Origin of the sequence: Acidovorax sp. KKS102, from assembly GCF_000302535.1 — a bacterium.
In the GTDB taxonomy this organism is placed as follows: Bacteria; Pseudomonadota; Gammaproteobacteria; order Burkholderiales; family Burkholderiaceae_C; genus Acidovorax.
The window spans coordinates 154299-172716 of sequence record NC_018708.1 but is presented as its reverse complement, the minus strand read 5'-3'; the positions used below and the strand labels follow the sequence as shown (position 1 = coordinate 172716).

General features: G+C 67.4%; 16 protein-coding genes. 6 read left to right on the top strand and 10 right to left on the bottom strand.

Translation table 11 applies throughout. The annotated features are described in order from the left end of the window. Nucleotides 1-2 precede the first annotated feature (2 nt). The 4 genes from yccS to minC all read right to left on the bottom strand — a co-directional run bounded on the left by yccS (nt 3) and on the right by minC (nt 4264). Nucleotides 3-2201 carry a YccS family putative transporter gene (gene yccS / locus C380_RS00800; RefSeq protein WP_015011988.1) on the bottom strand — a complete coding sequence of 733 codons (2199 nt, stop codon included), beginning with the start codon at nt 2199-2201 and terminating at the stop codon, nt 3-5. A 169-nt stretch (nt 2202-2370) separates the two neighbouring features. After that, on the bottom strand, nt 2371-2637 hold the full coding sequence (minE, locus tag C380_RS00795) for a cell division topological specificity factor MinE (protein WP_015011987.1): 267 nt from the start codon (nt 2635-2637) through the stop codon (nt 2371-2373). Nucleotides 2638-2639: 2 nt separating this feature from the next. Next, nucleotides 2640-3455, bottom strand: coding sequence for a septum site-determining protein MinD (gene minD / locus C380_RS00790; protein ID WP_015011986.1), 816 nt, complete (start codon nt 3453-3455; stop codon nt 2640-2642). Nucleotides 3456-3499: 44 nt separating this feature from the next. Continuing rightward, on the bottom strand, nt 3500-4264 hold the full coding sequence (gene minC, locus C380_RS00785; RefSeq protein ID WP_015011985.1) for a septum site-determining protein MinC: 765 nt from the start codon (nt 4262-4264) through the stop codon (nt 3500-3502). 170 nt (nt 4265-4434) lie between these two features. On the opposite strand from minC, the gene C380_RS00780 reads away from it, so the two are divergent. After that, nucleotides 4435-5355, top strand: coding sequence for a DMT family transporter (locus C380_RS00780; RefSeq protein WP_015011984.1), 921 nt, complete (start codon nt 4435-4437; stop codon nt 5353-5355). A 24-nt stretch (nt 5356-5379) separates the two neighbouring features. On the opposite strand, the gene C380_RS00775 is transcribed toward C380_RS00780, so the two are convergent. Further along, nucleotides 5380-6543, bottom strand: coding sequence for a diguanylate cyclase (locus C380_RS00775; RefSeq protein WP_015011983.1), 1164 nt, complete (start codon nt 6541-6543; stop codon nt 5380-5382). A gap of 182 nt (nt 6544-6725) precedes the next feature. Between C380_RS00775 and C380_RS00770 the strand changes: the two genes are divergently transcribed. Further along, nucleotides 6726-7607, top strand: coding sequence for a LysR substrate-binding domain-containing protein (locus C380_RS00770; protein ID WP_015011982.1), 882 nt, complete (start codon nt 6726-6728; stop codon nt 7605-7607). Nucleotides 7608-7725: 118 nt separating this feature from the next. Here C380_RS00770 and C380_RS00765 read toward each other — a convergent pair whose 3' ends face one another. Together C380_RS00765 and pssA are read right to left on the bottom strand one after the other, a co-directional pair. Further along, entirely contained in the window at nt 7726-8568 is an 843-nt protein-coding gene (locus C380_RS00765) for a PhzF family phenazine biosynthesis protein (protein WP_015011981.1), read from the bottom strand. A gap of 42 nt (nt 8569-8610) precedes the next feature. Further along, the gene (gene pssA / locus C380_RS00760) at nt 8611-9237 is read right to left on the bottom strand and encodes a CDP-diacylglycerol--serine O-phosphatidyltransferase (RefSeq protein ID WP_043565028.1); all 627 of its coding nucleotides are present in this window, start codon (nt 9235-9237) and stop codon (nt 8611-8613) included. A gap of 232 nt (nt 9238-9469) precedes the next feature. Here pssA and C380_RS00755 point away from each other — a divergent pair, with 232 nt between their 5' ends. Both C380_RS00755 and C380_RS00750 read left to right on the top strand, forming a co-directional pair. Then, complete coding sequence (locus C380_RS00755; protein ID WP_015011979.1) at nt 9470-11419, top strand: acyl-CoA synthetase; 1950 nt, start codon at nt 9470-9472, stop codon at nt 11417-11419. Between the two features lie 90 nt (nt 11420-11509). After that, nucleotides 11510-12511, top strand: coding sequence for a tripartite tricarboxylate transporter substrate binding protein (locus tag C380_RS00750; RefSeq protein ID WP_015011978.1), 1002 nt, complete (start codon nt 11510-11512; stop codon nt 12509-12511). An 88-nt stretch (nt 12512-12599) separates the two neighbouring features. Here C380_RS00750 and C380_RS00745 read toward each other — a convergent pair whose 3' ends face one another. After that, nucleotides 12600-14672: an acetoacetate--CoA ligase gene (locus tag C380_RS00745; RefSeq protein ID WP_043565872.1), complete on the bottom strand. Its 2073-nt coding sequence runs from the start codon at nt 14670-14672 to the stop codon at nt 12600-12602. A gap of 508 nt (nt 14673-15180) precedes the next feature. On the opposite strand from C380_RS00745, the gene C380_RS00740 reads away from it, so the two are divergent. Next, the gene (locus tag C380_RS00740; protein ID WP_015011976.1) at nt 15181-16761 is read left to right on the top strand and encodes a BCCT family transporter; all 1581 of its coding nucleotides are present in this window, start codon (nt 15181-15183) and stop codon (nt 16759-16761) included. 146 nt (nt 16762-16907) lie between these two features. Further along, entirely contained in the window at nt 16908-17339 is a 432-nt protein-coding gene (locus C380_RS00735; RefSeq protein ID WP_015011975.1) for a hypothetical protein, read from the top strand. A gap of 17 nt (nt 17340-17356) precedes the next feature. Here the strand turns inward: C380_RS00735 and C380_RS25745 are convergent, their stop codons facing one another. After that, nucleotides 17357-17866: an IS30 family transposase gene (locus C380_RS25745; protein WP_369750476.1), complete on the bottom strand. Its 510-nt coding sequence runs from the start codon at nt 17864-17866 to the stop codon at nt 17357-17359. After that, nucleotides 17788-18327: a helix-turn-helix domain-containing protein gene (locus C380_RS25740; protein ID WP_015011973.1), complete on the bottom strand. Its 540-nt coding sequence runs from the start codon at nt 18325-18327 to the stop codon at nt 17788-17790. The genes C380_RS25745 and C380_RS25740 overlap by 79 nt, the downstream gene beginning before the upstream one ends. Nucleotides 18328-18418 lie beyond the last annotated feature (91 nt).

Here is an 18418-nt window from a genome sequence, read left to right as displayed (position 1 = left end):
ACCTATTCCGTGGTCACCAGCTGGCGCGCCTGCGCCTGCAGCTGCGGGAACACCTTGCCCACCAGCTGCAGCTGCGCCGCCATGAGGCTGTGCGCGCTGGGCGCTGCCGGCACCGTGCCCCACTCGCGCAGCACCTGGGCCACCGCCGGGGCGCTGTGGGTGTTGCGCACCCGGCCGGACTGCTGCGCGCGCTCCAGCTCCAGCGCCAGCTGCTGCAGAGATGCCAGCAGGCTTTGCGCCAGTTCGCGCGTGGCCTCGTCGATGGGCTGAGCGGCTGCGCCACCGCGCTGGGCGCCCAAGGCCGACAGATAGTTGAGCTGGGTGTGCGAAAGACACAGGAAATTCCCTACCACCTCGGCATTGCCACGCACATGCAAGGGCTCCTTGAGCATGGCGCTGTACGAGTTGGACAGCGCGGCATCCGCGTTGTGGGCATTGCGCCGGGCCAGGCGGTAGGCCAGGTGGTCGCACTTGCCTCCCTGGTACTGCGCCAGGATCTCCCGCAGGTACAGCGCCTGGGTCTGCAGCACCTGGGCGGCCAGCCGGGGCCAGTGGCGCGACTGCCACGACGGCAGCACCAGCCACGAGGCCACGGCCGCGATCACGCAGCCCACCACGGTATCGAGCAGGCGCGCAGAGATCACGCCGCTGGCCGCGCCCATCTGGTGAAAGCTGAGCAGCAGCAAGGTGGTGACCGCCGCCGTGGCCAGGGTGTAGCGGGTGTGCCGCGCCCCAAAAAACACCGCGCCCCCCAGCACCAGCAATGCGGCCTGCACCAGCTCGCCCGGAAACAGCTGGATCACCGCCCACCCGAGCGCGAGCCCCATCGCCGTGCCCTTGGCGCGCTCCATCAGCCGCGTCTGCGTGGCCGCGTACTGCGGCTGGCTCACGAACACAATGGTCAGCAAGATCCAGTACCCGTGCGGGTCGGCCGTGGCCTGCATGAGCGCAAAGCCCACCATGAGGGACAGGCTCAGCCGCAGGCTGTGGCGCAGCCAGGGGGACTGCAGCTGCCAGTGCGAGCGCAGGCGCGCCCAGGCATCGCGCAGGCTGCGGGGCTCGCGGTCAAACAGGGCGTAGTCCACTGCCGCTTCCGCGGTGTGGGCGGGCAGCGCCAGCGCACCGGCAAACACCCCGGCCAGTGCGGTCAGGTTGTCGGCCAGCGCCTGCAACGACCGCAATGCACGGGACTGGGCAGGCAGGGACGCAGCACCAACGGACTGCGGCTGGGACGCCAGGTGCGCCACGGCAGCCTGCATGTCCTCGATGGCACGGGCCGTCACGCCCCAGTGCTGGGGCACCGTCTGCGCCTCGATCGCCGCCGACAGCTTGAGCGCCTGCTCGCCCAGCAGCGTGAGCACCCGCTGGCAGCGGTACAGCACGTCGCTGTGAAAGAACGACTGGGCGAGCAGGTCGTAATGCTCGTGGGACGAACTCACGCGCTCGTGCACGTCCTGCGCCGCCAGGTACTGGTGCATGGCGGTCTGCAGCCACAGCGGGGGCGTGCCCCGGCCCATGCGGCTGATCAGGCTTTCCTTGGTGGCGTTGAGGGCGTCCACCACGCGGCCGTTGTGCAGCGCCAGCGCCATGCGGCGGCGTTCCAGGTCCACATCCCGCACCGGCTCCAGCAACAGCGCCTTCAGGCGCAGGTATTCGCCCAGCATGGCGTAGAGCTTGGCCAGGCGGTAACGCACCGGCGCGCGCGGCAGCACGGCATGCCACAGCACCGACACCACGCCGTACCAGGCCGCGCCTGCCAGCATGCGGGGGATCGCGTCACCCGCGCCCGCACGGCTGCTGTGGGCGGCCAGCCCCGCATAGATGAACAGGATGAGCGACCCAAAGGCAATGGCGCGGTAGCGCTCGCTCAGCGCCCCCAGCATGGTGATGCCAAAGGCCAGCAGCGCCATCACCCCCATCAGCACCCAGGGCCAGGACACCGCCGCCCAGACGGCCCCGGCCATGAGACCAAAACACGCCAGCGCCAGGCACTGCGCCCGCAGGCGCCCGCGCCAGCTGTCGTCGGTTTCGGTGAGTGCGCTGGCGATCACGCCCAGCAGCACGGGCATCAGCTCGGCCCGCCAATCGGCCCACCAGCCATAGGCCAGCACGGCAGCAAGAGCCACAAAGGCACGCGCGCCGCGCGTGACGCCCTCATGATTACGCGCACGCTGCCAGCTGAGTTTCCAGGTTGTGTCCACAGGAGCCTTGTTGCCGAGAGATTAGGGATTACCCTAGTACATCTAGCAATTGTCAGGCCAAATCAGGCCCCACCAGCCCAAAAAGAAACCCTGCCGCGCGGGTTACGGGGCAGGGTCTGGGGCGATGCCGGGGCGCGATGGGAGTACGCGGCCCGGTGGCCGTGACGGCCTATCGCACGGTATCGGGCAGCTCGATCTTGACCTCCAGCACTTCCAGGTTGTCCTGGCGCTCCAGGTGCACCTTGAGGTCGTCGGGGTTGATCTTGACGTACTTGGAGATCACCGCCACCAGCTCGCGTTGCAGCGCGGGCAGGTAGTCGGGCTCGGACGCATTGCGGCCGTTGCGCTCGTGCGCCAGGATGATCTGCAGCCGCTCCTTGGCAACGCTGGCGGTTTTTTTCTTCTCGCCGAGCAGGAAGGACAGGAAAGAAGCCATGGCTATTTGCTCCCGAACAGGCGTTTGAAGAAGCCGGGCTTTTCGGCGTCAATGAAACGCAGCGGCTTGTCCTGTCCCAGGAAGCGGTCGATCACATCCTTGTACGCCTCGCTCACATCGCTGCCCTGCGCGTGGATGGCGGGCGTGCCCTGGTTGGACGATTGCAGCACCACTTCGGATTCTGGAATCACGCCGATCAGCTTGATGCGCAGGATGTCCTGGATGTCTTCCAGGCTCAGCATCTGGCCGTCCTGCACGCGGCTGGGGTTGTAGCGCGTGATGAGCAGGTGTTCCTTGATCGGCTCGCCGCCTTCGATGGCACGCTTGGTCTTGCTGCCCAGCATGCCCAGGATGCGGTCGGAGTCGCGCACCGAAGACACCTCGGGGTTGGTCACCAGCAGCGCCTCGTCGGCAAAGTGCATGGCCATCAGCGCGCCGCTTTCGATACCGGCGGGCGAGTCGCAGACGATGTATTCAAAGTCCATCGCGGCCAGGTCCTTGAGGACCTTTTCCACGCCGTCTTGCGTCAGCGCGTCCTTGTCGCGCGTCTGGCTGGCAGCCAGCACGAACAGGTTGTCGCACTGCTTGTCCTTGATGAGCGCCTGGTTCAGGTTGGCCTCGCCCTGGATCACGTTGATCAGGTCGTACACCACGCGGCGTTCGCAGCCCATGATGAGGTCCAGGTTGCGCAGGCCGACGTCAAAGTCGATCACGGCGGTCTTGTGGCCGCGCAGGGCGAGGCCGGTGGCAAAGCTGGCGCTGGTGGTGGTCTTGCCCACGCCACCTTTGCCGGAGGTCACGACGACGATTTTGGCCATGTGTTGCTGATTCTCTGTGGGTTGGTACGAATGAAATGGGGAGCTCAGGCGAGCGGCTCGATGAGGAGCTTCTCGCCTTCCAGACGCACCTGGGCCGGCTTGCCGCGCACCTCGGCGGGCAGCTCGGTCTCGGTGGTGCGGTAGATGCCTGCGATGGAGACCAGTTGCGGCTCCAGGCAGGTCGAAAAAATACGGGCTTCGGTGTTGCCCCGTGCACCGGCAATCGCGCGGCCACGCAGCGGGGCATAGACGTGGATGTTGCCATCGGCAATCACCTCGGCTCCAAAGCTCACCACCGCCATCACCACCAGATCGGCGCCGCGCGCGTACACCTGCTGGCCGGAGCGCAAGGGTTTGTCCACCACCACCGTGCCGGGGCCGGGCATGGGCACTTCGCGTACCACTTCCACCTCGACCTCGCGGATCACCTCGCGCACCACTTCCTGCACCGGCGCAGGCGCCTCGGCACGCGCGGGGGGCGCATCGGGAGCCGCAGCCAAGCCCGCAGTGCGTGCCGCCTCCATCTGGGCAGGGCTGCCGCCGCGCACGGCCACGGGCAGGGTGTTGTGCTGGCGCAGCGCGGCTGCGATGGCGGCAAAGTCGATGGGCGCTTCGGCCTCACGCACGGGCGCCAGGTCGATCAATACAGGGTCGTTGTCAAAAAAGCCCGGGGCATCGGCCACGCGCTCGGCCAGGTCGGCTGCGAACTGGGCGGCGTCAGTGGTCTTGAGCAGCACCGCCACCACCGACAGCGAGGCGCTCTTGAGGTCAAAGCTGGAGCGGGACTGCGCCGCCGTCGTAAGGGCCATGAGGGGATAGGAAAAGGAACGCGGGAACCTGTTTCAGAAGGCGCAAAGTGTACCGTGGGCCTGTGTAAGCGTCCGTATGCACCTTTCCGTTGTGCGCAGGGGCCCGCAAGGTGGCCAGCAGATGCACCGAGGCGACCGGCAGAGCAGGCGCGCCGTTTGATAATGCACCGATGCCTTCCACCCGCAAAACACACCTCGACGCCCTTGCCATCTCCCTGCTGCTCGCCTGCTGCATGTTCTGGGGCTTCCAGCAGGTGCTGGTCAAGGCCACGGTGGCCGAGGTGGCGCCAGTGTTCCAGGCCTTTGTGCGTTTTGCGCTGGCGACGGTGGCCGTGGCGGCCTGGTGCCTGTGGCGTGGTGTCAGCCTTTCCGGCGCGGGCGAGCCCGCCGGGGCCACACGCGCCGGACTGCTGGCGGGGGCGCTGTTTGCGGGCGAGTTTGCGTGTATCTACCTGGGCCTGCAGTACACCACCGCGTCGCGGCTCACGGTGTTTTTGTATGCGTCGCCCTTCTGGGTGGCATTACTGCTGCCGCGTTTCATCCCCGGTGAGCGCCTGCAGGGCTGGCAGTGGCTGGGCCTGGCCGCGGCCTTTGTGGGCGTGGGGCTGGCGCTGGGCGACGGGCTGCTCGGCCATGCCAGCACGGCACTGCCACAAGGCTGGCTGGGGGATCTGCTGGGGCTGGCTGCAGGCCTGATGTGGGCGCTGACCACGGTGGTCATCCGCACCACGCCCCTGGCGCGTGTGGCCCCCGCCAAGCAGCTTTTCTATCAAGTGGCGGTAAGCACCGCGGTGTTGCCGGTACTGTCACTGGGCCTGGGCGAGGCCTGGGTCTGGCAGTTCAGCGGCTTTGCCTGGGGTTCGCTGCTGGTGCAGGCCCTGGTGGGCGCGTTTGTGAGCTACCTCGCCTGGATGTGGATGCTGGCGCACTACCCGGCCACCAAGATCTCGGTGTTCGTGTTTCTCACGCCCGTGTTTGCGCTGCTGTTTGGCGCGCTGTGGCTGGGTGAGCCTGTGACGCCCGGGCTGGTGGCGGCGCTGGTGCTGGTGGCAGCGGGCATCGTGCTGGTAAACCGGAGGCCTGCGGACTGAGGCACTGCGACCTGTGCAGCAGCCCTAACGCCATTCGACGCGGTTTCTGCCCGCGTTCTTGGCGGCATACAGCGCCTCGTCGCTGAGTCCGATCTGCGCGTCCAGGGCTCGGGTGGAATCGTCTGGAATGCCGGCATGCACACCGACGCTGAGGGTGATCGGCACCGTGGCGTTGGCCAGCCGCACGGGCGGCGACTCGATGGCCTTGCGCACATGCTCTGCCAGGCGCAGTGCACCGGCTTGGTCGGTGGCAGGCAAGACCGCCAGAAACTCTTCTCCGCCATAGCGGGCGACCACATCGCCCTGGCGCAGCCGCTGGCGAATGCGCAGTGCCACTTCGCGCAGCACGGCGTCTCCGGCCAGGTGGCCATAGGTGTCGTTAACGCGCTTGAAGTGGTCGATGTCCAGCATCAGGAAAGCCAGCGGTTCCCCCTGGCGCCGAGCGCGCGCGCCCAGCGCTGGCAGCAGGTCTTGCAGGGCACTGCGGTTGTACAGACCGGTGAGGCTGTCGTGCGTGGCAAGGGCGTGCTGCTGCTCCAAGGCAAATTCCATCTGCATCAGCACAAAGCCCATGCTGTTGACCAACAGAACGGCCATCACCGCAAAATAGGTCAGTCCCTGCACCTGGCCCGGCACGTTGTAGACCGCATCCCAATCCGACGCCCACACCATGTAAGCGGTGCGCACGACCAGCGTGAGCACCAAGCCCGCGCAGCCGGCAATCAGGACCCAGCGGCCCGTCAGGCGCCGCTCGACCAGCGCGGGGCCCCAGGCCTGGTACAGCAACATGCCGGCCATCACGCTCTGGATGCCGGCAACCAGGATGTTGCGCCAATGGTCGTCCCGCATGAACCACAGCACCACCACCATGTTGACGGCGAGCGGCAACCACACCAGCGCCGAGCGCACAGGCTGAGCGCGGTGCCGCTGAAACGACGCGATCGCCAGCGTGTGCAGCACCAGCGTCAGGCCGCTGAGCAGGTTGGTTGCCAGGATCGACACTTCGGTCCAGCCGAATGCCCGCAGGCCGAACGCCGGGTAGGACAGCGCATTGACCACCAGCCCCAGCCCCCACAACGCCAGTCCCCGATGCAAGCGGGCACGCAGGGCCACAAACACAATCGGCAGCGCCTGGGCGGTCGCAGCGGCCATGGTGGCGGCCAGCAAGGTGGCAAGGTCGAGCGTCATGGACAAGGTGCAGGGGTGAGGCCGACCGCTGGAAGAGGCAGCGTGGGCCATTCGATCCAGGCAGTCTAATGCGCGCCGGGCTGGGATACCTTGATCCGACGAGGCCACAGGGTGCTTTGGCAGCCTGCACCGCTGCGGCAATAACCGCAGAGTGCCCACCCCCGCATGTGAAAATCCCCCGCATGCCACCCCGCCTGCCCCCGCTGAACGCGGTCCGTGCCTTTGTGGCGGCGGCGCGGCACCAGAGCTTTACCCACGCAGCACTGGAGCTGCACGTCACCCACAGCGCCATCAGCCGCCAGATCAAGGCGCTGGAGGCCCACCTGGGCGTGGACCTGTTCGAGCGCAAGACGCGGCAGGTGCTGCTCACCGCAGCGGGCCACCAGTTTCACGCGCAGGTCGGCCCTGCGCTCGCGCAGATTGGCGCCGCCGCCGAGGCGCTGCGGGGCGACGCCGGGCTGCGCAGCGTCAAGATCAATGTGCGGCCCAGCTTTGCGGTGCGCTGGTTGATCCCCCGGCTGCCCGGCTTTGTGGCCCAGCACCCGGACATCGAACCCCAGGTCATCACCAGCACGCTGACGCCAGACCATGCCACCGAGGCCTTCGACCTGGCCCTGCGGCGCGGCCCGCGCGGGTGGCCGCCGGGCATGCAGGTGCAGCCGTTTCTGGAGGATGAGGCGCTGGTGGTGGGCGCGCCCGCCCTGTTCGCCCAGCGCCCGGTGACACGGCCCGATGCGCTGTCGGCCCATGTGCTGCTGCTGTCCAAATCGCGCAGCAAGGACTGGGAGAGCTGGAAGAAGCTGGTGAGCGCCCCCGCGCTGCAACCCGCCAGCTGCCTGCAGTTTGACCACCTGCACTTTGTGCTGCAGGCCGCCCTGGACGGACTGGGTTTTGCCGTGGCCCCGGTGTCATTGATCACCCACGACCTGGCCTCAGGGCGGCTGGTGTCGCCGCTGCCCAGCTTGCGGCTGCCGCTCACGCGGCACTACCTGGGCATGGCGCCGGACCCATCGCCGGAGACGCTGCGTTTTGTGCAGTGGCTTCAGGACGAGATCAGCGCCTGAGCGGGAGGCCGGGCCGGGAGTACAAGGCCCCCACGTGCCCGTTTTGCCCGATTTCTGCACAAATCGGGCGGTAGCGCTAGTGCATCATGCGCTAACAGCTATATTTTCAATAGCAAAATCATTCACCATCGCCCATCCACCGTGCAGTGCCCGACACGCGGATGGAGCTGCCGGGCACGGGCCCGATCTCGGCCCGCAGGCGCGAGCGCATGCCCATGTCCTCGCCCTGCACCACATCGATGGCGCCGCCGTGCGGCCAGCCCAGGTCGCGCAGGTAGCCCGCCAGCGCGGCGGTGGCGGCGCCCGTGGCCGGGTCTTCCAGCACGCCGCCCGAGGCAAAGGCATTGCGGGTGTGCAGCAGGCGGTCCGACTCCACCCACACCAGCACGATGGTGACGAGCTTGGCGTTCACCATCAGCGTGCGGCCCGCGTCCAGCGCGTAGTGCATGGCCGCCAGCGCCCCACGGCTGCGCAGCGCCACCACCAGGTGGTCGGCCCCGCCGTGGATGAGCGCGGGCGGTATGCGCGGGTCCAGATCGGCCGCGCTGAGGCCAAACAGGGCCAGCGCATCGGCAAGCAGCCCCGCAGGCACAGGCCCGCTGCGCGTGGGGGGCGACTGCAACGCCGCCTGCACCAGATCGCCAACGCGGCGGCCTTCGACCGTGATCTCGGCCTGGCTCAGCGACAGCGCAAACACGCCGTCGCCCTCGCGCTGCGCGAGCGCGGCGCCCAGGGCAATCGTGGCGTGACCACAAAAGGGCACCTCGCTCTCAGGCGCAAAGTAGCGCACGCGCCAGCGGCCATCGCCGAGCGGCGCGGCAAACGCGGTTTCAGAAAAGCCGACTTCGGCAGCAATGCGCTGCATGTCGGCGGGGCTGGGCAGAGCGTCACCGATCCACACACCGGCGGGGTTGCCGCCCTGGGTGCCGTCGGAGAACGCAGCGATTTTTTGGAGTGCCATGGGGTTCAACGTGCAGAAACAGGGGACGACCCCGCGAGTGACTCAGAGCTTGGGAATGCGGATCCGGCTGATCATCAGCGACCCCGACAGCGCAAACAGCAGCACCAGCGGGTGCAGCGTGAAACCGCCGATCAGCAGCTTGCCAAACCACAAGTTCTCGCGCACCGCACCCAGCCAGGCGGCCAGTGCCAGCAGGCCCACCAGCACGATGGAGGTGGGGATGGGTGTGCCTTCAAAGTATTTGACCTTGCCATCGTCGCCCGACAGCGTTTCGGCGGTGACGTTGTAGCGCGCCAGGCGCGACACGCCGCAGGCCACAAAGTAGGCCAGCACGATGCGGTCGTACAGGCCCTGCATGCCGCAGCCATAGGCAATGATGGCCGGAGCCACGCCGAACGAGATCACGTCGGCCAGCGAGTCCAGCTCGCGGCCCATGGCCGAACTTTTCTGGCGCCAGCGGGCGATGCGGCCGTCCAGCACATCAAAGATCAGCGCGGCCAGCACCAGGGCACATGCAAAGTACACATGCACCACATTGCTGGTCTCCAGGTACGACATGACCGAGAACAGCGCGCCCACGCCGCAGACCGCGTTGCCCAGCGTGAACCAGTCGGCAAGGTGGAACTCACGGATCATCGAAAAACGTTTGGGCGGTTGCGGAGTGTTCATGGAGGAAGGGCGCGCGGAGGCGCGCGCAGTGGCAATCAACAAGGTCCATTATGGGTGTGCCGCACCGCAGGGGATCGTTAACCCTCTCTGACATCTGCGTGACTGCTTTTGCGCGGACACACAGACAGACTGTGGCCACGCGGCGGGCGCGGCAGGGTAGGACGATGCCGCATCCGCCCTGTGACTGACCCGACCTCCCCCACAAGACCCGAGATAAGACCCGAGACACGCCATGCGCCTCCCTCAGATGCCCCCGCTCCACCTGCCTTTTGCCCCCGGTGCCCCGGTGCGCAGCCTGCAGGATGTACAGCGGATCGAAGCCCGCCCCCTGGCCGAGGCGCTGCCGGTGCAGAGCACCTACGAGATTTTTGTGAACTCGGCGGCGGCGTTTGGCGACAAGACGGCGCTGACCTTTTTGCCTACCGCAGACCCTGCCGCCGAACCCATCCGCTGGTCGTACGCGCAGCTGCTCACCGGCATCCACCAGACGGCCAACCTGCTGTACCACCTGGGCGTGGGCCCCGAAGATGCCGTGGCCGTGCTACTGCCCGGCTGCCTGGAATACCACCTGGCCCTGTGGGGCGGCGAGGCGGCGGGCATCGTGCAGCCGCTCAACCCCATGCTCACCGACGAGAAGATCGCGGCCATGATGCAGCTCGCCCGTGCCAAGGTGCTGATTGCCTACGGTGGCGAAGGCGACCTGGGCTACTGGAGCAAGGCCCTGCGCCTGCGCGCCCTGGTGCCCACGCTGCAGACAGTGCTGCGCGTGGCACCGCACGATGAGGCGCCGGGTGCCGCGCCCGCCCTGCCCGCTGGCGTGCTGGACCTGGCCGCGCGACACCAGCACCCGAGCGACCACCTGGTGAGCGGCCGCCGCATCGCAGCCACGGACATCGCCGCGTACTTCCACACCGGCGGCACCACGGGTGCGCCCAAGCTGGCCCGCCACAGCCACGGCGCACAGGTGTTCACCGCCTGGGGCAGCGTGCAGATGCAGGGCATACGGCCCGAGGACGTGGGCATCAACGGCTACCCGCTGTTCCATGTGGCGGGCGTGCTGCCGGGCTCGCTGGCGGCGCTGTCGGCGGGGGTGGAAACCATCATCCCCACCACCGGCCTGTTCCGCAACCGCGAGGTGATTGCCAACTACTGGCGGCTGGTGGAGCGCTACCGCTGCACCTACCTGTCCGCCGTGCCCACGGTGCTGGCAGCGCTGGCCAATGTGCCGCTGGACGGGGCCGACATTTCCACCCTGCGCTACTGCCGCACCGGCGCGGCCATCCTGGCGCCCGAGCTGGCGGCGCGGTTCGAGCGGCTGTTCAACCTGCACATCCACGAAAGCCTGGGCATGACGGAGATGGCGGGCATCTCCACCATCACGCCCCCCGGCGTGAACGCGCCCGCAGGGTGCGTGGGCTGGCGGCTGCCCTACACGCAGTTGCGCGTGGTGGCGCTGGATGCGCAGGGCAATGCCTCCGACCAAGACCTGCCGCAGGGCCAGCCGGGCATGGTGCTGTTCCAGTCACCCAACCTGTTCTCGGGTTTTCTGGATGCGGCCGACACCGCCAAGGCCTTCACCCATGACGGCTGGCTGGCCACGGGCGACCTGGGCTTTGTGGACGAGCAGGGCCGCCTGCACCTGAGCGGCCGCTCCAAGGACCTCATCATCCGCAGCGGCCACAACATCGACCCCAAGGTGATCGAGGACGCACTGGGCGCCCACCCCGCCGTGCAGCTGTGCGCCGCCGTGGGCGCACCCGATGCCTATGCGGGCGAGCTGCCCGTGGTGTACGCCACGCTGCGGCCCGGCGAGCAGGTGACCGAAGCGGAGTTGATGGCCTTTACCGCCGAGCGCGTGGACGAGGCTGTGGCCCGCCCGCGCTGGGTGCAGGTGATCGAGACCATGCCCGTGACCAACGTGGGCAAGATCTACAAGCCCGAGCTGCGCCAGCGCGCCGCCTGCTACACGGTGCAGGCGCTGGTGGATAGCGTGTGCGCAGAAGCCCCAGGCAGCCCCCGCCCCCAGGTGCAGCCCGAGGGCGACAACGCCGTGCGCGTGACCGTGGCCCCGGGCCCTGACGCTGACACGCTGCAGGCCCGCCTGCGCGAACTGCTCGCGCCCCTGCCCCTCACCGTGCGGGTCACCACCGCTCCCGCCGCAGGGAGCCCCCAGACCGCATAAGCCCATGGCGTGACAGCCAGGCCACGGCCCGCCACCATGCATCGCGGAGCCCGCAGAGTGATTTTTATAACCATGACAGGAGACAAACCCATGCCCTTCCACGCATTCACCCGCCGTTCCTGGCTCGGCGCTGCCGCGCTGGCCGCTGCCACCACCTGCACCGGCACCGCCGCCTGGGCGCAGGCTGCCTACCCCAACAAGTCCATCAAGGTGGTGGTGCCCTTCGCCCCCGGCGGCGCCACCGACGTGCTGGCGCGCGTGCTGGCCGAAAAGATGGCGGTGGGCCTGGGCCAGCCCATGGTCATCGACAACAAGCCCGGCGCAGCCGGCATCATCGGCACCGACGCGGTGGCCAAGGCCGCGCCGGACGGCTACACGCTGCTGCTGGCGCTGAGCAACTCCATGCTCACCAACCAGTTCCTGTACACCAAGCTGCCCTACAGCCCCGAGAAAGACATCGCGCCCATCTACCAGATCGCCATCGCCCCCCTGGTGCTGGTGGCCCACCCCAGCGTGCCGGTGGCCACGGGGCCCGAGCTGCTGAAGTACATCGCCGCCAACAAAGGCAAGGTGGCTTATGGCTCGTACGGCACGGGCGCCTACCCGCACCTGGCCGGCGCGTACATGAGCCAGTCGCAAAACGCAGACATGAGCCACGTGGCCTACCGGGGCGAGGCGCCTATGGTGCAGGACCTGCTGGGCGGGCAGATCCAGATTGCTTTTGCGAGCGCACTGCAGGTCAAGGCGCACATCGACGCCGGCAAGCTCAAGGCCATTGGCGTGAGCGGCGAGCGCCGCATGGGCACGCTGCCCAATGTGCCCACACTGGGCGAGCAGGGCCTGAACGACGAGGCCTACCGCGTAGCGGGCTGGCTGGCGTTTGGCGCCCCCGCAGGCACACCGCCCGCCATCCTGGAGCGCGTTGCGGCCGAGGTGCGCAAGGCCACCGAGCATCCCGATGTGGCCCAGCGCATCACGGCCATGGGCTTTGATGTGCAGAAGAGCTCCCCGGCGTTGTTCACCGCCGCCATGAACAAGGAACGTCCGGTGTGGGAGCGGCTGATCAAGGCGTCTGGCGCGAAGCTGGACTGACCCCCTGGGGCGCAGCGCGCCTCAGTGCCGCACTAACTCTTGCATCCAAACAAGGTGCTAGCGCTTATTGAATAAGCGCTAGCAGCTATTATTTTTGGAGCGCACTCACCCGCTGCTCCGCAAACGCCACATACCAGTCCAGACACCCCGGGTTGGCCATCGCGTCCTTGTTGACCACCTTTTCGATGGGCTGGCCCAGCAGCAGCTTTTTGATGGGCAGCTCCTGCTTCTTGCCGCTCAAGGTGCGTGGCACCTCGGCCACCGCAAAGATGTCGTCGGGCACAAAGCGTGGGCTCAGCGCCGTGCGCACGGCGCCGTTGATGCGCGCACGCAGGGCGTCGTCCAGCGCGTAGCCAGGGCGCAGCACCACAAACAGCGGCATGTAGCTCTCGCGGCCCAGGTATTCCAGGTCCACCACCAAGCTGTCGAGCACTTCGGGCAAGGCCTCCACCGCGCTGTAAATCTCGCTCGTGCCCATGCGCAGGCCGTGGCGGTTGATGGTGGCATCAGAACGGCCATAGATCACGCAGCCGCCGTTGGTGCCGATCTTGAGCCAGTCGCCATGGCGCCAGACCGCGCCCATGCTGGCGGGGCCGTCGCCACCGCCGGGCTGGCGGCCGTGGCCTGCGGGGTACATGTCGAAGTAGCTCGACAGATAACGCGAACCGTCCTTGTCGCCCCACAGGTACAGCGGCATGGACGGAATGGGCTGCGCGCAGACCAGCTCGCCCACCGCGTCCTCCACGGGACGGCCCTCGGCGTCCCACGACTCCACGGCTGCGCCCAGCATGCGGCATTGCATCTCGCCGGGCACCTGCGGCATCTCACGGTTGCCGCCGATGAAGGCGCCGCAAAAGTCGGTGCCCCCTGAAATGTTGTTCCACCAGATATCGTGCGTACCAATGGCCTCGAACTGCGCCGTGCCCCACTGCTGCACCTCGGGCGACAACGGCGATCCCGTGGTGCCCAGCGCGCGGATGCGGGTGAGGTCGCCATAGTCGCTGAGCGTGATGCCCGCCTTCATGCAGTTGGCAAAAAACGCCGCGCCCGCACCGAAAAAGGTCACGCCCGTCTCGGCTGCAAAGCGCCACAGCACGCCCCAGTCGGGGTGGTCCTTGCTGCCGCCGGGGTTGCCGTCAAAGATGACGCAGGTGGTGCCCGAGAGCAGGCCGCTGAGCTGCGCGTTCCACATCACCCAGCCGGTGGAGCTGTACCAGTGGTAACGCTCGCCAAAGCTGTTGGCCTCGTAGCTGCAGCCGATGTCGTTGTGCAGCACCTTGAGCTGCAGCGCCACCAGCACCGTGCCGCCGTGGCCGTGCACGATGGGCTTGGGCAGGCCGGTGGTGCCGCTGGAGTAGACGATCCACAGCGGGTGGTCGAACGGCAGCCACATGGGCTCGAAAGCCGCCGTTTCAGCGTCATTTCGGGCGGTAGCGCCAGTCCAGCTTGCCCAGCCAGCTATCGAAACAGAAGCATCCAGATTGCCCAGCAGCACCGCGTGCTGCACGCTGGGCAGGTCCTCGCGCAGCTCGGCCAGCACGGGGCGGCGGTCGTGGTCGCGGCCGCCGTAGCTCACGCCGTCCACACCGATCAGCACCTTGGGCTCGATCTGGCGGAAGCGGTCAAGCACCGCATGCGTGCCCATGTCGGGCGCGCAGATGCTCCACACGCCGCCAATGCTCACCGTGGCCAGGAAGGCGATCATGGCCTCGGGCACGTTGGGCAGGTAGGCGGCCACGCGGTCGCCGGGCTGGACGCCCTGGGCCTTGAGGTGCAGCGCCAGCGACGCCACCTGGCGGCGCAGCTCGGGCCAGCTCAGCTCGCGGTGCTGGCCCTTTTCGTTGCGGCTGATGATGGCGGGCAGGCCCGCCGCGTGGGCGGCATCCACATGCCGCAGCGCCTGGCGTGCGTAGTTGACCTGCGCACCGGGGAACCACAAAGCGCCGGGCATGGTGTTCTTTGCCAGCACGGCCGTGTGGGGCGTGGGCGACTGCAGCTGGAAGTAGTCCCAGATGCTCTGCCAGAAGGCGTCAAGGTCGGTGGTGGACCAGCGCCACAGCGCGTCGTAGCTGTCGAACTGCAGACCGCGCTGGTCGCGCAGCCAGTTCTGGTACAGGCGGATCTGGGGGATGTAGGGCGGGGTTGTGTGTGTTGTCTCCATGGCGACGCAGCGTACCAGCGGGCCCATCCACTGACCATGCTGGCACGTCTCCAAATTGACAGCGTCCCTGCGCTTGACTGCGGTATTTCCCGCGGCCGTGGTGGGGTGTTACATAAAATTGCGGCTCCTCCCTCTCTGCGTGCAGCTTCTTTGCTGCCTGACGGCCGCCTTTTCTGGCGCATTCGTCCGCAGGTAAACCGCCTTGCCGCGCCACCGCTGCGCGCATCGGCATGGAGGCATCCGTACCCCGGTCACCCGGGTGTGCGTGGGCTTCCAGGGCCACGCATTGCTGCGTCGGGCCCGCCTTTTTTTCGTGATGTGTTTTGGCACGCTCCTGTCTGCCCCCTTGGCTGCGCGTTGGCGCGCACCAGGCAGCCCGGGAGACCGCCTTTCGTCGTCTTTGGCCGACGGAGTCTGCCGGGTTTTGCCGCTGGTACTGAACAGCGCGCCGGTGCCTGATAAGCGCCCGGCAGCACATCCTTTGTTGATCTTCGAGAAAGGTGACTCCATGGAACTTCTCATCTCGGCGGGGCTGATCCTCGCCATCGTGCTCTGGGGCGTGGTTGCGCCCGATTCGCTGGGCACCGTGTTCGACACGGCCCTGGCGGCCATCACGCGCAATTTCGGCTGGTTCTACCTGTGGGTGGTGCTGGGCCTGGTGGTGATGGCGCTCATCCTGGCCTTCAGCCGCTATGGCGATCTGAAGCTGGGGCAGGAGGACGACGAGCCCGAGTTCTCCATCGGCGCGTGGTTTGCCATGCTGTTTGCGGCGGGCATGGGCATCGGCCTCGTGTTCTGGGGTGTGGCAGAGCCCATTTCGCACTACGGCACGCCGCCGCCCGGCATCGCGCCCAATACGCCCGAGGCTGCCAACGCAGCCATGCGCTACAGCTTTTTCCACTGGGGCCTGCACCCCTGGGCGGTGTACAGCATCGTCGCGTTGGCGATCGCGTTTTTCCAGTTCCGCCGTGGCGGCTCAGCCCTGGTCAGCACGGCGGTGATGGCGCTGCCCTGGGCGCCGCTGCAGCGCATCGGGCCCGTCGTGAACATCCTCGCTGTGATCGCCACGGCCTTTGGCGTGGCCGCATCGCTGGGCATGGGCGCGCTGCAGATCAACAGCGGCCTGGCAGCCACGATGGGCGTGCCGGTGAACGAGGCCTGGCAGGTGGGCATCATCGTGGTGACCACGGTGCTGTTCCTCACCTCGGCCGTGTCGGGCGTGGCGCGGGGCATCAAGTGGCTGTCCACCATCAACCTGGTCATGGCGGCGCTGCTGGCGCTGGCGGTGTTCGTGTTGGGCCCCACGGTGATCATCATCGACAGCTTCACCAAGACGCTGGGCAGCTACCTGAGCGAGTTCGTGCGCATGAGCCTGCGCATGACGCCGTTCCGCGACAGCGGCTGGGTGAGCGGCTGGACGGTGTTTTACTGGGCCTGGTGGGTGAGCTGGTCGCCCTTTGTGGGCCTGTTCATCGCACGCGTCTCGCGCGGGCGCACGATTCGCGAATTCATCCTGGGCACCGTGCTGGCGCCCACGCTGGCCGCGTTTGTGTGGTTCTCGGTGTTCGGCGGTACGGCGCTGCACCTGGAGATCATGCAGGGCGTGCCTCTGTCGGAAGCCGTCAAGGCCGATGTGTCCACCGCACTTTTTGCCATGTTCAACGCGCTGCCCTGGGGTGCCGTGATGTCGTTCGTGGCCACCGTGCTGGTGCTCGTGTTCTTCGTCACCTCGGGCGACTCGGCCACGCTGGTGTTGGGCATGATGAGCACCGGCGGCAATGAGAACCCGTCGGCGCGCGTCAAGATCACCTGGGGCGTGCTGGTGTCGGGCATCGCCATCAGCCTGCTGCTGGCCGGCGGCGTGAAGGCGGTGCAGACCGCCACCATCGTGTTCGCGCTGCCGTTCACCGCCGTCATCCTGCTGATGGCGCTGGCACTGTGGCGCGGCGTGAAAGCCGACTGGGAAGCCGACGACCGCCGTGACCGCGCCCTGCGCCGCCGCATGCGCGAGATGGTGGGCCCAGCGCCCAGCGCAGGCCACCCGGCCGCACCCGACACTTCAGCACCCCGACCAAACGCCCCGCGCTGACGGCGACCGGCCCACCCTTGCGGCCCGTCATGGAGATGCGGTCTGACACACAAGCGCCCCCCAGCCGGGGGTGAAGGTGGGTCTATCATCCGCAGCCACATTGGTGTGCGGCAACGGGCCGCAACACATCCTCGACGTCGCTGCCCATGAAAATGCTCCTGTCCGCCTGGCCCGCCCTGGCCCTGTTGTTGCCCGTGCTGTGGCTGGTGTCGGTCATCGTGTTGCTGGCCAAGGGCAACCGGCGCGCGGTGGCGCAGCTGATGGCCTTGCTGGCGTGTTTTCTGATCGGTGCGCTGCTCATGGAGTTCTTCACCTTCATGGGCGCCCTCATGGCCCGATCGGGCAGCCAGCACGCCACGCCCACACTGGGCGCCGGCACGCGCCAGTTGCTGGAGACCATGGCCAACCCCCGCTCCATCACCGCGCCGCCGCTGTCGCTGGCGGCTTGGGCGGCGTACAGCATCCCGGCGGGCTACCTGTGGCTGCTGGTGGCGTGGGTGCTGCACCTGCGCGGCAAGAAGGCGGGCCCGGCCAAAAAGAAGTCCGCCAAAAGCCCGCGCAAGGCTGCCAAAGACTGAGTTTTATGGGGGCGGTTTCAACAACGAAGTGCACCAGTCCCCAGTGTAAGTGGGGTCACTTTGTAGCCGTGGAACACCTCATGCGGAGTCTTCCAGCCCAAGCATCTGCGGGGTCGGTGGTTGAGCCGGTACACGGCTTGGAGCACCTCTTGCTCGCTGGCCTTGCCCAGATCGCTGCCCTTGGGGAAGTAGTGGCGTAGCAGCCCATTGTGGTTCTCGTTGAGTCCTCGCTGCCAGGGGCTGTGCGGGTCAGCAAAGTACACCTTCGTCTTCAGGCGTCTGTGCACCCACCTGTGCTCGGCGAACTCCTTGCCGTTGTCCAGCGTCAGGGTGTGGCGGCGCTTGGGATGGGGCCTGAGCATTTCGATGATGGCCTGGCCCACCGGCTCGGCCTGGCGCCGCTGCACACGCTGCGCCAGTGTGTAGCGCGAGCGCCGCTCGGTCAGGGTCACCAGCCCTGCCAGCCCACCCGCACCCGAGACGATGGTGTCGCCCTCCCAATCCCCCAGGCGCGCTCGCTTGTCCACGATGGCGGGGCGCTGTGCGATACCCACGCGATCGCGCAGTTGCCCCGCACCCTGTGTGCCTTGCGCCGGCAATGGCCGCAACGCAGGCGCGGTGCAGCTTGTCCCATGCGGCGCAGCCGGTTGTAGATGCAGGTGTGGCTGATGCGCAGGCGCCTTTCCAGCCCCAGGCGGGCGGCTGCCTGCTGAGGCGACAGGTCCAGCTGCAGATACGACAGCACCAGCTCCCACTGGGCACCGTCAAAGCGCTGAGCGTTGGTCTGGCCGCTTTGGCGCGAGAGAGCCTGTTGATGGGCGTTGTGGGCTTGGTAGGCTGTGCTGGCGTCGCTGTTGCGCCGGATCTCGCGGGCAATGGTGCTGCGGTGGCGCCCCAGGCGCAGGGCTGTCTGTGTGATCGACAGCCCCACGTCGCGCAGGCATTGGATTTGGTAACGTTCGCTTTGGCTCAGATGGGTGTAGTTCATGGTGCACTTGGGTTGACTGGCAGGTCACACAAGTCATCTTCACTTACTTGTCTGGGCCTACCTTTTGGCAACGTGCACTTCGTTGTTGAAA